12 protein-coding genes and 1 CRISPR repeat array are annotated in these 14,377 nt (G+C 35.7%); of the genes, 5 read left to right on the top strand and 7 right to left on the bottom strand.

Annotation, left to right across the window (positions count from 1 at the left end; genetic code table 11):
* Window positions 1-16 precede the first annotated feature (16 nt).
* Window positions 17-3,484, bottom strand: coding sequence for a transcription-repair coupling factor (gene mfd / locus A9G28_RS09330; protein WP_065580488.1), 3,468 nt, complete (start codon window positions 3,482-3,484; stop codon window positions 17-19).
* Between the two features lie 159 nt (window positions 3,485-3,643).
* Here mfd and lolC point away from each other — a divergent pair, with 159 nt between their 5' ends.
* From lolC to lolE, 3 genes are read left to right on the top strand one after another with little or no spacing between them, the layout of a single operon-like run.
* On the top strand, window positions 3,644-4,846 hold the full coding sequence (lolC, locus tag A9G28_RS09325; RefSeq protein WP_065580520.1) for a lipoprotein-releasing ABC transporter permease subunit LolC: 1,203 nt from the start codon (window positions 3,644-3,646) through the stop codon (window positions 4,844-4,846).
* A complete protein-coding gene (gene lolD / locus A9G28_RS09320) occupies window positions 4,839-5,555 on the top strand; it encodes a lipoprotein-releasing ABC transporter ATP-binding protein LolD (RefSeq protein ID WP_065580487.1) in 717 nt (238 codons plus the stop codon). The genes lolC and lolD overlap by 8 nt, the downstream gene beginning before the upstream one ends.
* Before the next feature lies 1 nt (window position 5,556).
* Window positions 5,557-6,798, top strand: a complete 1,242-nt coding sequence (lolE, locus tag A9G28_RS09315; RefSeq protein WP_065567041.1) for a lipoprotein-releasing ABC transporter permease subunit LolE — start codon at window positions 5,557-5,559, stop codon at window positions 6,796-6,798.
* 54 nt (window positions 6,799-6,852) lie between these two features.
* Here the strand turns inward: lolE and A9G28_RS09310 are convergent, their stop codons facing one another.
* The 4 genes from A9G28_RS09310 to A9G28_RS09295 all read right to left on the bottom strand — a co-directional run bounded on the left by A9G28_RS09310 (window position 6,853) and on the right by A9G28_RS09295 (window position 10,568).
* Window positions 6,853-7,584, bottom strand: a complete 732-nt coding sequence (locus A9G28_RS09310; protein ID WP_065567040.1) for a rhomboid family intramembrane serine protease — start codon at window positions 7,582-7,584, stop codon at window positions 6,853-6,855.
* A 76-nt stretch (window positions 7,585-7,660) separates the two neighbouring features.
* Complete coding sequence (locus A9G28_RS09305) at window positions 7,661-8,155, bottom strand: GNAT family N-acetyltransferase (protein ID WP_065567039.1); 495 nt, start codon at window positions 8,153-8,155, stop codon at window positions 7,661-7,663.
* 326 nt (window positions 8,156-8,481) lie between these two features.
* Window positions 8,482-9,049: direct repeats of the CRISPR family, unit length 28 nt; unit sequence GTTTACCGCCGTGTAGGCGGTTTAGAAA.
* A gap of 498 nt (window positions 9,050-9,547) precedes the next feature.
* On the bottom strand, window positions 9,548-9,808 hold the full coding sequence (locus tag A9G28_RS09300) for an NINE protein (protein ID WP_141674730.1): 261 nt from the start codon (window positions 9,806-9,808) through the stop codon (window positions 9,548-9,550).
* A 178-nt stretch (window positions 9,809-9,986) separates the two neighbouring features.
* On the bottom strand, window positions 9,987-10,568 hold the full coding sequence (locus A9G28_RS09295; RefSeq protein ID WP_065580486.1) for an IMPACT family protein: 582 nt from the start codon (window positions 10,566-10,568) through the stop codon (window positions 9,987-9,989).
* Window positions 10,569-10,621: 53 nt separating this feature from the next.
* On the opposite strand from A9G28_RS09295, the gene nfi reads away from it, so the two are divergent.
* Together nfi and A9G28_RS09285 are read left to right on the top strand one after the other, a co-directional pair.
* Entirely contained in the window at window positions 10,622-11,293 is a 672-nt protein-coding gene (gene nfi / locus A9G28_RS09290) for a deoxyribonuclease V (protein WP_141674729.1), read from the top strand.
* Window positions 11,283-12,032 (top strand): tRNA1(Val) (adenine(37)-N6)-methyltransferase, encoded by a 750-nt coding sequence (locus A9G28_RS09285; RefSeq protein WP_065580485.1) that lies wholly within the window; start codon window positions 11,283-11,285, stop codon window positions 12,030-12,032. The genes nfi and A9G28_RS09285 overlap by 11 nt, the downstream gene beginning before the upstream one ends.
* Window positions 12,033-12,058: 26 nt before the next feature.
* On the opposite strand, the gene A9G28_RS09280 is transcribed toward A9G28_RS09285, so the two are convergent.
* Together A9G28_RS09280 and ddaH are read right to left on the bottom strand one after the other, a co-directional pair.
* Window positions 12,059-13,468, bottom strand: coding sequence for a basic amino acid/polyamine antiporter (locus A9G28_RS09280; protein WP_065580484.1), 1,410 nt, complete (start codon window positions 13,466-13,468; stop codon window positions 12,059-12,061).
* A gap of 46 nt (window positions 13,469-13,514) precedes the next feature.
* Window positions 13,515-14,285: a dimethylargininase gene (ddaH, locus tag A9G28_RS09275; RefSeq protein WP_065567536.1), complete on the bottom strand. Its 771-nt coding sequence runs from the start codon at window positions 14,283-14,285 to the stop codon at window positions 13,515-13,517.
* Window positions 14,286-14,377 lie beyond the last annotated feature (92 nt).

Here is a 14,377-nt window from a genome sequence, read left to right as displayed (position 1 = left end):
TTAATTAATATTTGTTTTATTGAGCTGGTTCTTGATGCTCAGAAAACGCTTTTAATAAAGTTTTAATGTAGTCTATTCGTTCTGTTGATTGTAATTGTGAACGAAGTAATTTTAATCTATTGGCGCTTTCCAAACGGTAATTTTTCGGTTCTTTTTGAATGATTTCAATTAAATAATCAACCGATACCTTATTATTGCTACCAAATTCAATATAGCCACCTTTTTCACCAAATTCGATTTTTGTGATGCCTAATTGATTGGCGTGATAACGAATTTTGGTGGTTTCCAATAAAAATAGTACCGCATCGGGTAATTGACCAAAGCGATCTCGCATTTCGATTTGAATTTCTGTTAGCTCATCAAGGCTATTAATACTTGCAATACGTTTATAAAGCGATAATCGTGTATTTACATCAGGAATAAAATCATCAGGGATGAGTGACGGTAAACGTAACTCGATTTCGGTTTGTTGGTTGTTGAGTAATGATTCAAGGGTTGGCTCTTTGCCTTCTTTGAGTGATTTAACGGCGTCTTCAAGCAATTCGATATAAAGATTAAAACCAATGGTTTCAATTTGTCCACTTTGATCGCTACCTAATAGTTCGCCTGCACCACGAATTTCAAGATCATGTGTCGCTAGGGCAAATCCTGCACCTAAATCTTCAAGCGAGGCAATGGCTTCAAGGCGCTTTTTAGCATCTTTGCTGAGCAATTTAGGGTGAGGTGTTAATAAGTATGCATAAGCTTGATGATAAGAACGACCAACACGCCCACGCAATTGGTGCAACTGAGCTAAACCAAATTTATCGGCTCGATCAATAATAATGGTATTAGCGTTAGGAATATCAATACCTGTTTCAACAATTGTTGTGCAAACTAGTACATTATAGCGTTGATGATGAAAGTCATTCATGACGCGCTCTAAGTCACGTTCATGCATTTGTCCATGACCAATGGTAATGCGTGCTTCGGGAACCAATTTTGCTAATTCTTCGCTGACTTTTTCGATATCTGATACATCATTATGTAAATAATAGATTTGACCACCACGCAAAATCTCACGCAAAATGGCTTCTCTAATCACAAGATCATCATATTCTCGAACAAAGGTTTTTACCGCTAACCTGCGAGCTGGTGGTGTTGCAATAATAGAAAGATCTCGCATACCCGTCATTGCCATGTTGAGCGTTCTTGGAATTGGGGTGGCTGTTAGGGTTAAAATATCGATGTTTGCTCGCATTGCTTTGATGCGTTCTTTTTGACGTACGCCAAAACGATGTTCTTCATCAACAATTAATAAACCTAAATCTTTCCATTTGATATCTTCTTGTAATAATTTATGTGTACCAATGACGATATCAATTTTTCCCTCTCCAAGTGCTTCAATAATAGCTTTTTGCTGTTTGGCGGTCTTAAAGCGAGATAGGCTTTCGATGCGAATTGGCCAGTTGGCGAAACGATCGCAAAAGCTTTCATAGTGTTGTTCTGCAAGGAGTGTTGTGGGAACTAAAACAGCGGTTTGTTTATGATTAATTACCGCTAAAAAAGCAGCACGAATTGCTACTTCTGTTTTACCAAATCCAACATCACCACAGACTAATCTGTCCATGGCATAAGGCGAACACATATCGCCAATGACTGCACCAATAGCATTTTGTTGATCGTCGGTTTCTTGATAAGGGAATCCTTGGCAAAATAACTCATAGTGTTCTCGATCTTGTTTAAACTCGAAACCTGGTTTGCTTTCACGTTCAGCATAAATATCCAGTAGTTCAGCTGCGACATCTCGCACTTTTTCGGCCGCTTTTTGCCGTGCTTTACTCCATGTATCGGTGCCTAATTTATTTAGTGGCGCATTTTCTTCATCTCCACCAGAATAGCGGCTAATTAAATTTAATGACGCAACAGGGACATAAAGTTTGGTATCGTTAGCATAGAGTAATATAAGGTATTCAGCTGTAATGCCACCTGTTTCTAATGTGGTGAGTCCTGCATATCGACCTACACCATGTTCCAAATGAACAACAGGTTTACCCGGTGTTAGCTCAGCTAAACTGCGAATAAGTGAGTCAGTATTAATGGCTTGTTTGTGTTCTTTTTTACGACGAATAATACGTCTGCCTAGTAGCTCATTTTCGGTAATAAATGCAAAATTATCTTGCTGATTAATAAAACCTTGTTCACTAGCACCAATCATTAGGTAAAAACGATTGTTGTTGCTTTGTTGCCCGTCAAGTTGATTGAGGGGCGTTGGGTGAATTCTAATTCGTCCTAAAATTTCTTGTAATGCTTCTTTACGTCCTTCTGATTCAACCGAAAATATGATTTTTCCTGTAAAATCTGCAATAAATTTTTCAAACTGTAAATAAGGATCTTTTTGCTGACTTTGAATGGCTATTTCTGGTAAAGCACAATAAGGTAGATTGATGTTTCTATTTGACTCAATAATTGGCTCGTGGGTTAAAACCATGCGTGGATATTGTTTGAAATAAGCAAATATTTCATCAGTTTTAGACCAGATCAAGTTAGGTTCTAAAAGTGGCCTCATTGGATCAACACCACGGCTATCAAAACGTTGACGAATATCATGCCAATATTTATTAGCGTATTGTTCAATATTTGCGGTATTGATGATGAGTGTCTTATCAAGAAAATAAGAACAAAGCGAGGTTAATGGCTCACTGAAAAACAGAGCTTGCCAATACTCAATACCTGTTGGCAAAATATTTTTACTCACTTGCTGGTAAATACTTTCTGGCTCTAATCTGACTTCAAACTTTTCGCGCCATTGGCTTCGAAATAGCTCAATAGCTGCTTTATCAAAGGGAAACTCATGAGCAGGTAGCAATTGGATTTGTTCTATTTCATCAAGTGTTCGTTGAGTTTCGGCATTAAAAGTGCGAATGCTGTCAATCTCATCATCAAAAAAATCAATTCGATAAGGGTGATCACTTCCCATCGGGTAGATATCAAATAGGGCACCGCGAGTGGCGTATTCACCATGTTCCATAACTTGGCTTACTGAACGATATCCTGCATTTTCAAGTTGTAAACGTAGGTTCTCTCGACTAATTTGTAAGCCTTGTTTCATTATAAACACATGCCCATTTAAATAGCTTTTAGGGCAGACTTTTTGCATTAATGTATTGATGGGTAAAATTAAAGCCCCTTTTTTTAGATGAGCTAAATGATACAAGCAAGACAAACGCTCAGAGATGATGTCTTGGTGTGGCGAAAAGCTATCATAAGGTAATGTTTCCCAATCGGGAAAAGAGATCGAAGGGAAAGTTGAGAACTGTTTTAGCTCTTCATCAATACGCGAGGCTTGTTGCATATCATCAGTAATAATCACAACTAAGCCATCATGCACATTTACGATTTGTGCACAAAGTTGTGATAAAGATGAGCCAACAAGTTGCCCAATGTGTTTTACTTCACCTGATTTTTTAGGTATTAACGTTGAAATATTTTGTGTTTTAGGCATGATGAATTCGTTGAAATTGCTACAAGATTATAGGTTAGATTATAACGTAAGTACGTGGTTGTTTTCTATAACTGTTTAATCCTGTATGATAAGCACCTTGCATTTAACTCGTAAAACTTTGTCAAAAAGTTTCAGGTAATATATACGTTTATGTCAAAAATATTTCGCCCATTAGTGTTTTATATCGGTTTGCGTTATGTATATGGGCAAAAAACCGATGGTTTTGGTCGTTTTGTATCATGGTTATCAATGATTGGAATTATGCTGGGTTCTATTGGTCTAATCGTTGTACTATCTGTGATGAATGGATTAGAAGATCAAATGCAAAACAGTATTTTAAAGTTTTTTCCTCAAGCTCAAATTACCTCTAATCAAGGAAGAATTGATCCCAATGTCATTTTAAGTTCGCCTTTTGAAAAGATTACAGGTGTTAATCGCATTACGCCTTTAGTCACTAGTGATGTAGTATTACAAAGCGAACAAAGTATTACTGTCAGTACTTTAATGGGGGTAAAACCGAAAGATGAAGACCCAATAAGTGATTATATTTACATGGGTTCAATTTCGGATCTACAAGCAGGACAATATAATGTTATTTTAGGGCAAACGCTTGCCAATCAGTTAGGTGTTACAATAGGTGATAAAATTCGATTAATGGTGACAGATGCAAGCCAAATAACTCCAGTTGGGCGCATTCCTTCGCAACGTTTGTTTAATGTGGTTGGACTGTTTTCAGTTAATCATGATATTAATCAATCTCTTATTTATGTTAATCAATCTGATGCAAGAAATTTGTTACGTTATCCCGCCAATATGATCACTAGCTGGCGCTTATTCTTAGACAAACCCCTTGATATTGCATCAGTTACTAATACTGCATTACCAGAAGGGTTAGTGTTTAATGATTGGCGTGCGAAACGTGGCGAATTGTTTCAAGCCATTAAAATGGAAAAAAATGTCATGGGATTATTGATTAGTTTAATTGTTATTGTTGCCGCTTTTAATATTATTACTTCATTAAGTTTACTGGTAATGGAAAAGCAAGGTGAAGTGGCTATTTTGAAAACGCAAGGTCTATCACGATTTAAAATTATGTTCATTTTTATTATTCAAGGTGCAAGCTCCGGCATAATTGGCACGCTCTTAGGGAGTGTTTTAGGATTGTTACTTGCAGTCAACTTAAATGAAATCATGCAAGCGTTGGGCTTATCTTTAGCGGGTATTTTGCTACCGTCGCTCGTTGAGCCATCGCAAATTATTTTAATTATTATTGGATTGCTTATGTTATCGTTCATTTCAACTATTTATCCTGCATACCGTGCAGCCAATATTCAACCTGCTGAGGCTTTACGTTATGAATAATTCTGAAAAATTACTATCAGCAAACAATCTTTATAAAACTTATAAAGAAGGCAAAATGGTAACGGAAGTTTTAAAAGATGTTTCATTTGATATTTACCCAAAGTCGCTACTTGCTATTATTGGTAGCTCAGGCTCAGGTAAAAGTACATTATTACATTTACTTGGTGGGCTTGATAAACCTACTTCAGGTGATATCATTTTTAAATCACAGCAGTTAAATCAATTATCTGAACAAGAAAAAGCGCGATTACGCAATCAAGAAATTGGCTTTGTTTATCAATTCCATCATCTATTACCTGATTTTACGGCATTAGAAAATGTAGCTATGCCACTGTTAATTGGTGGTGTTTCGCCAAATGAAGCAAAACAACGTGCTAGGGCAATGTTAGAATCCGTTAACTTAGTAAAACGAGCTAACCACCGTCCTTCTGAACTGTCTGGTGGTGAACGCCAACGTGTAGCAATAGGGCGAGCATTAATTAATAATCCCGCTTTAGTTATGGCTGATGAACCGACGGGTAATCTTGATAAATCAACGGCAGATTCTATCTTTGAGCTATTGATTAAATTAAATCGTGAACATGGCACTGCATTTTTAGTTGTTACGCATGATCTAGAGTTAGCCAGTAAACTTGATAAACAGTTGGTGATGAGAGATGGCAAACTATCTGATAGCGTATCATCAGATAAAAAGCTAATGGATAACTAATATGAATTTATCTTTAATTACCGCCATCAAATTTCGAAAAGGGCGCCGTAAAAGTGGCATGGTGTCATTAATATCTATCATTTCAACATTAAGTATTGCTATTGGTATAGCGGCATTAATCATTGGGTTAAGTGCCATGAACGGCTTTGAGCGAGAACTACATAACCGCGTATTATCTGTTGTGCCTCATGGTCAATTGTATCTTGATTCTGGCAATTTAGAGAATTGGCGCCATGTACAGCAAGAGCTTACAGAAAATAAAAATATTGTATCAGCCGTTCCATTTGTTAGTTTTACTGGGCTTATTGAAAACGGTAGTAAACTTGGTGCTGTTGAAGTACAAGGGCTTGATCCTGAGCAAGAACAGCAAATTAGTGCATTACCTAACTATGTGCTCAATCATAAATGGCAAGAATTTAAGGCAGATAATCAACAAGTTATTATTGGTTCTGGTTTAGCAAAATCTTTAGCGGTAAAAGAGGGGGCTTGGGTTTCTTTATTAATTCCTGTATCAGCAAGTGGATCAACTCAACTCAAACCACCTAAGCGAGTTCGCTTACAGGTTATTGGTATTTTGGATTTAAGTGGTAGTTTAAGTAATAACGTTGCTCTATTGCCTTTAGTTGATGCGCAAAAACTACTCAATATAGGTGACAGTGTCACTGGGATAATGATTAATGTCAATGATGTATACCGAGCTAATCAAATTATAGGTCAAGCTGCATTGAGCTTAGATGACACCTTATCATTTAATAGCTGGGAAAATTCATTTGGTTTTATGTATCGCGATATTCAGATGATACGACAAATTATGTATCTGGCAATGATTGTGGTCATCGGTGTTGCTTGTTTTAATATTGTATCAACGTTAGTTATTGCTGTTAAAGACAAACAACGTGACATCGCCATATTGAAAACACTAGGTGCAACTAATCGATTAATCAAACATATTTTTATTTGGTATGGGGTAATTTCTGGATTAATTGGTAGTTTAATTGGTGTTATTTTAGGTGTGATATTGTCATGGCAACTTTCCAACATCATGGGGTTCCTTGAATCATTAATGGGGCATAAAATTTTAAACAGTAATATCTATTTTATCGATTTTTTACCATCTGAAATTAACTTCTTTGATGTGGCGATAGTGTTTATAACTGCCATGTTACTTAGCTTAATTGCTAGCTACTATCCTGCTAAACGAGCTTGTAAAATTGAGCCAGCTCGAATCTTAAATAGCTTTTAACAGTTAGCTTAAATAAAACGCTGTTTGATTGGTTATCATCAGCGTTTTTTATTATTAATTATAGATATAATAGCCATTAGGTAAGGCATAATGCATATATACTGTATATATTGCCAATGCAGTAGTCATCAATAATAGGCTAATAATAAGTAACGCTAGCTTACTTGGATATTTAAAAATTTTAAGACACAATGAAATTAGCCCACCAAGAACAAATCCAGTACAAGCACCACCGATATGTGCCATATTATCAATTGAAGGCAATAATCCTAATCCAGCGGTTAAAATTAAACTTAGTAGCATTGCCTTAACTGGCATTTCTTGTATATTGGTTTTAAACACTAAGCTATAGGCTAATAATGCAGTAATAACACCTAAAATAGCACCTGATGCACCACAACTAATTACATTATGGTGAATTGTGGCAATATCGCTTGATAAGCTTCCTACTAAACCAGAGAAAAAATAAATACCAATAAAAGCAATGCGAGGTATACGCTGTTCTAAAATCGGTCCAATACTCCATAATGCCAGCATGTTCATGGCTAAGTGAGTAAAACCCACGTGCATAAATAAATTGGTAAACATACGCCAATATTGACCAGAAAAAGTCAGTTCTGCCACATCGGCTCCCCAATCAATTAAAAAATGATTTTCATACAAGGTTGAAAAACCTCGGCTATCAAGCAATCTAAATGCAAAAAAGCAAAAAATGTTTACAACAACCAAGGTTGAAGTGATTTTAGATTGATTTGCGTAATATTTAAGGTCATTTAAAGCGCTCATCAAAAAATCCTTTTAAATCGTTTTGTATCATTAAATGGTATATTAATAATAAATGGCATATTAACAATGTGCAGGCTTAATTTAGTCGTTTACCTAATATCAGCAAATCACACTGAACATTATCAAGTTCAGCAATTTTGGGAAGAAAGCCCCATTGTTCATATTGCATTTTTTTAAATAAATTAACGCTAGGTAAATTATGCCCAAAAACGTAGCTAAAAATTGCCTCAATTCCAGTTTTTTGGGCAAATTTTTCAATTTCAGCTACCATAAATTGGCCAATTTTTTTACCACGAAAATCTTGATGAAGATATAAGCTAATCTCAACAGTTTTATAAAATGCAGGACGACCATAAAACGAAGATAAACTAATCCAACCACAAGGTTGATCTTGGTATTTTATTAGCCAAATTGGACGATTATGTGGATTATGTTGGTGAAACCAGTCTAATCGACTCTCAACAGAAACCGGCTCCGTGTCGGCAGTGACTTGCCTACCGGCAATTGTTGAATTATAAACATCAACAATAAAAGGCAAATCGGTTAATGTGGCATCTTGATAAGTAATCATAGCTTTTGTTATAAGTGATTAAAGTAATTTTATTGTAGTTTTATTATTTGTTTTAGGCAATAAAAGATATTTTTTCAACAAAGAAGATAAAAGCCTATCGTTTGTTATTTTATCAAATAATATTAGGATAATATTGTTTAATAATACTGGATGCTGACCAAATGGGTTGTTATCATCCTACCAAAATCCTTGCCAACCCTTTTTTTTAACAATAAATTAAAGTAAATAAAAACAAATAGTTAAAATGATGCCTAATAAAAGGGTTTTTGAAGATAAAAATCTTATTTGCCTTTTATTAAACAACGTTTATAGTATATTCGATTCTAGTTTACCGCCGTGTAGGCGGTTTAGAAAGAATGGCACAAAATCAGCGAGTAGCTGTAATTGTTTACCGCCGTGTAGGCGGTTTAGAAACTTTATTCTTATTCGCCCGATAGAAAACAATTGTTTACCGCCGTGTAGGCGGTTTAGAAATGGGCAAGTTGGTAAAGATGCACTTGCCGTGCGTTTACCGCCGTGTAGGCGGTTTAGAAAGCTGAAAAAAGCGCAAGCGAACATCGAGAAAAGTTTACCGCCGTGTAGGCGGTTTAGAAAAAACTGGCTATTTGACGCATTGGAAAAAAAGAGTTTACCGCCGTGTAGGCGGTTTAGAAAGATGTCTCGGCGGTGCTACAAGCCATACCTTGGTTTACCGCCGTGTAGGCGGTTTAGAAATATGGGTAACATGGAACCCTGAAACCGAGGGTGTTTACCGCCGTGTAGGCGGTTTAGAAATTTCTCATCTAGCAAAACCGTGACTTGAGCGCGTTTACCGCCGTGTAGGCGGTTTAGAAAAATGGTGCACCGTTTCGTTGAGCGGTACTGCTGTTTACCGCCGTGTAGGCGGTTTAAATATTTTTCTTTATTGTTATATAGATCATGTCTGCCTGCTAATATATAACCGTATTTCGCTAATTAAAAAATCAAATAAAATCAATGGTTTTTCTGAACGATTTTTATGTGTAAAATGGACTAATTTTTATATTTATTTTTGTCAGTTAACTCACATTATTTTTAAGTCAATTCATCTTCTCTTTAAATTAGAAAACATAAAATATTGTAATGTTAAATAAATATGTTAATGTGCCTTATGTTGCTTTTTATCTATAAAAGCAATATTTTTTTGTTAAAAATTTTATACAGAAAGTTAAAATAGTCAGTAGAAAGTTATTACGTATTTTTGAAAAAAGCTTTTAATTAAATTTGATGATAGAGGTGAAATTTTTATTAGTATGATTTTATACCATTAAAACAACATAAAGTCGATTTTATACAATATGTTATGCTGTTTTAATGGGACATATTTAATATAATGCGTAAAAATAGCAATTTTGAGTGGCTTAATTACCTATATTATTTATCACTATTGATGAATGCATTTACTGTAACATTTTGTGATTTATTGAATTTAGAATTATCAATTAAATTAGCATAATCAACCATACCACTAGTTAGGAAAAGATCTAAAAACCAACCAATTCCAAAAAACCCATAAGTAAATAACCAAACAAAACCTGTTATCCACTTACCACAATACATACGATGGATACCCATAAAACCAAAAAGAACTACAATAAATAAGCAATACCTTTGTTTCGCATAACTTCTCTCCATTAAAAAAACAAACTGTATACGATAATAAATCGAATAACAATATATTATTCATATAGTAACCTTAATAAGAGGGTGTTGGATAAATTCAATAATAGCTCAATAACGTTAATGAAAAATGGCGTTTTTTCGATGATACCTATATGTATAGGTAGAAAGGGTGAGCTAGTTTTTCTCTTTTTTATAACTCGATAATAACGCGCCCACGGGTGATATCACAGAGAGTTTTTTGTAATAATTGGGACTTGTCTTGTGTTATTCCTATAGCTACTTTGACACCTTCGGCATCAAAATCTTGTTGTTCAATCAAGGCCCCAAGTTCTTTTAGGCGATTTTCAATAATTGGCCATTCGCTATAATAACAGTGAAATTGAAGCGTAATACGGGCAATGAGTTCAATAAGTTCGCCTTGTTGTAAGCAGTGACTGGCTGCACCGCCATAGGCTCGCATTAACCCACCAGTACCTAGTTTTATTCCGCCAAAGTAGCGAGTTACAACAACCACAATTTGATCGCAATCTTGTCCTTTAATAGCTGAAAGGATAGGGCGCCCAGCGGTGCTTGTCGGTTCACCATCATCATTAAAACGGTATTGCTGCCCAATTTTCCAAGCCCAACAGTTATGTGTTGCATTGAGATCGCTTATTTGATTAATAAAATCGGTTGCTTGCTCGGCCGAGGTAACTGGTGCAGCATTAACAATAAAACGGCTTTTTTTGATTTCTTCTGTTAAGTTGATTGGATTTACTAATGTATATGGCATATTAATTTGTTACAATTGGTTCATTGCGGTTAATCATACTCAGCAGATTTAAAATGTCTATCAATTTACAACAATTAAAACAAATTCAACAGACGTTAGCCAAACAAATTAAATTAACAGATGCGTTTAATCAATCCGTTAAATTTATTGGTGGAACCGATGTGGGCTTTGAAAATGGTGGTGATATTACCCGAGCGGCTATTGTTATTCTTACTTATCCAGATTTTAATGTTGTGGAACATCATATCGCTCGAATAAAGACGCAATTTCCTTATATTCCTGGTTATTTATCTTTTCGTGAATATCCTGCGCTTATTGAGGCATGGCAACAAATAACACAGAAACCGGATTTATTGTTAGTTGATGGACAGGGTTTTGCTCATCCTCGACGTTTAGGTATTGCAAGTCATTTAGGTTTATTACTAGATATGCCAACAATTGGTGTAGCTAAAAAAAGATTATGTGGCCAGTTTGAGCCATTGTCAAAACGGGCTGGTAGTGTAACACCATTGCAAGATCAGCAAGAACAAATTGGCTGGGTATTGTGTAGTAAAGATAATTGTAATCCTTTATTTATTTCGGCTGGTCATCGAATAAGTCAAGATAGTGCATTAAAATGGGTAAATTTATGTTTACGAGGTTATCGATTACCTGAACCTACTCGTTGGGCTGATGCGATTGCATCAAATAAACCACTGTTTAAGAAATTTAACCATGATAGCTAGCCACCAAACACCTTTGAGAAAAGACGGTTTTACCTTTAAACGTTTTTTTGTTGCACACAATAAAAGCCCTATGAAAGTTACAACTGACAGTTGTTTATTAGGGGCATGGGTTCCCATTGATGTTATTCCACAAAAAGTGTTAGATATTGGTACGGGGTGTGGTGTAATTGCATTGATGTTAGCTCAACGGTTAGAAAATACGCATTGCAAGATTGACGCAATTGATATTGATCATCATGCTATTGCACAATGTAATGAAAATAGCAAACAAGCCTCATTTTATTCTATTTGTGCCAAGCACGCAGATATTAATCAATTTCGACTTAATCAACCGGCTTGTTATGATTTAATTGTAAGCAATCCACCTTATTTTGAATCGGCTGTAGATTGCCGAGATATACAAAGGCAATTAGCTCGTTATACCGAGAGTTTGAACTATCAGCAATTGATTAATGCTGTTAAACGATTATTAACACCAAAAGGGCAATTTTGCTTAGTTTTGCCTTATCATCTATCAAATCATTTTAGATTTTTGTGTGAATCAAATTTTTTATATTTAACTCAGGTGATGAATGTTAGGTATTCGAGTAAAAAAGATTTTTCGTTGGCGTTGATGGCTTTTTCATTAAGCCGAGCTGATTTGATCATTGAGGATCAACTTTGTATGCGAGATGATGATGGGTGCTATTCGCAATCATTTAGGCAGTTGTTAGCTGATTTCTACCTATTTCGAAAATAGCACCCAGAGGCCATCTCCATGACCATTTAATTTGGTAATATATAAAAATAGACAATGGCAATTAGCGCAAGTGTGATGATAAAAAAGGCATACACTTTGTCGTGAAAGTAACTAAATACGGGTAAAGAGCGTTGCTTTCTAGCATAGAGGTAAAAAAGTAGTCCTATACTATAAAGTATCATCGACAGTAATAAGTAAGATATACCGCCAGCATAAATTAGCCATACCCCATAAGTCGATCCAAATGCACCTATTATGATTAAATAGACTTTACGCCTTTGTATAGCTAATTTGAAAACAAAAAGTGCTGCAAGTAAATAAGGGATGAGCACCATTGAGGTTGATAGCTGGATTAAGGTATTATAGCCCGATTGGTAAAAGTGAGAAAGAATCAGCAAAATTGTTATGAAGCTCGTTGTTAACCATAATGCGTTAGCAGGCGTGCCGGTTTTATTAAGCTTGCCAAAGCATTTTGGCACGGTGTGCTGGTTGCCCTGACCACTTAAAAATAGCATTTCAGCTGCTAGCATTAACCACGATAATAATCCACCACTAACCGATACAATTAAACCAATATTAATTAGGGTTGCTCCCCAGCTACCAATGACACGTTCAATCACTAAAGCCATTGATGGGTTTTTCATTTGGGCAAGTTCTTGTTGTGGCACAATACCAAGAGATAATACTGATACGCAAACAAGCAATAGGCTAGTAATGGCAAAGCCAAAAAAGGTTGCACGGCTAATACTGATGATATTTTTGGCTCTTGCCGCATAAACCGTTGCGCTTTCAATGCCCAAATAAACCCATACGGTGTAGAGCATGGTGTTTTCAACTTGTTTTATCATTGAGCCTAACTGAGGTGTTCCCCAAAAGTCCATTTTGAATGTCGAAATTTTAAATGCAAGGCTAATACAAACGATAAATAAACTGATGGGGACAATTTTAGCCAGTGTAACAAGGCAGTTTAATAAAAAAGCTCGATATATTCCTTTTAGTACAAAATAATGTACTATCCATAATAATAAAATAGCAGTAAAAACAGCTGGCAACGTAGTGCCGTGACCAAAGAAGCTTAAGCAATCAAAAGATCCTAATGCACTAAATAAAATAACTAAGTAACTGGTGCACGACATCCATGCTGATATCCAATAACCCCATGCGGCGTTAAAACCGATATAGTCACCAAAGCCTTCTCGCACATAGCCGTATAAACCATCGTTGATTTTGTAAAATCGAATCGATAAATACTGGAATATGCGTGTTAACATTAGCATGCCAAATAGGGTTATTATCCATGCGATTAAAATAGCTCCAGTCCCAGCCCCTTCGGCCATATTTTGTGGTAGGCTAAAAATCCCACTTCCTACAATGCTACCCACCACCAACAGTGTAAGGGGGAGGGTGCCTAGTTTTTTTCTTGCTGGTGTATTCATCTTGTCGTCTTATTATGTGGTTTTAGGTTTGATTAATATCGATAGATTAGAATCGTAACGACATGCAACTTACCCCTCCATCAATTTTTTGATATTCCGAGGTATCCACTTCAATAACCTGATAACCAAGTTGCTCAATTTTAGCTTTAGTTATTCGATAGCCAGCAGGCATAATTACCCGATCATTTACCCAGATGCAGTTAGCGGCATAACTTTCTTGTTCTGGGATCTCAATAATATTAAATTTCTGAAATTCAGGTTTAGTGATAAATTCGCCTGCTGCTAGTAAGTTATTATTTTCTAAATAAGCTAAACCTGTTTTTAGATGGAGCACTTTTTCGAGTTCAACAACCGAGCCGGTTAATCCGTATTTTTCTAAAATAGCGATCATTTGATTAGCGCCAACTTGATTGGTTCTTGCTGATAAACCAATGTAATAGTGGTCTTCCACCATCATAATATCACCTGCTTCAACGGTACCTGGTGCGGTAATTTGTTCAACTTTATTAGGATAAAACCGCTCAATTGTACTTGATATGATTTCAGTTTCTGCTCGGCGACTTTCAGCACCTGGTCTTGTAATAATGGCACAATATGGTGTGCAAAGCACTGTATCTTCAACAAATACCGAATCAGGAAAGCGCTCATCGGGAGGCAAAATGGTAATATCAACATCACAATGCTGTAGTGCACGAATATAATTGTTATGCTGCTCTAGAGCTTTTTGATAATCAGGCTTACCTAAATTTGATGAGGTTAAACCATTAATAAGAGATTTGGCAGGTGTTCTTGCAATAATATGGTTAAATTTTTTCATTTCATCCCTCTTTAAATCAATTGATTAATTATGCTTTATTATTGAATAATAATTCACTTTTAAAACCTTATCAAGTAGAAAAGTGTATTTAT

This window comes from Gilliamella sp. Fer1-1 (assembly GCF_001690825.1).
In the GTDB taxonomy this organism is placed as follows: Bacteria; Pseudomonadota; Gammaproteobacteria; order Enterobacterales; family Orbaceae; genus Gilliamella; species Gilliamella apicola_C.
Note: the sequence above shows the minus strand (reverse complement) of the source record. Positions and strands in the feature narration are given on the sequence as shown.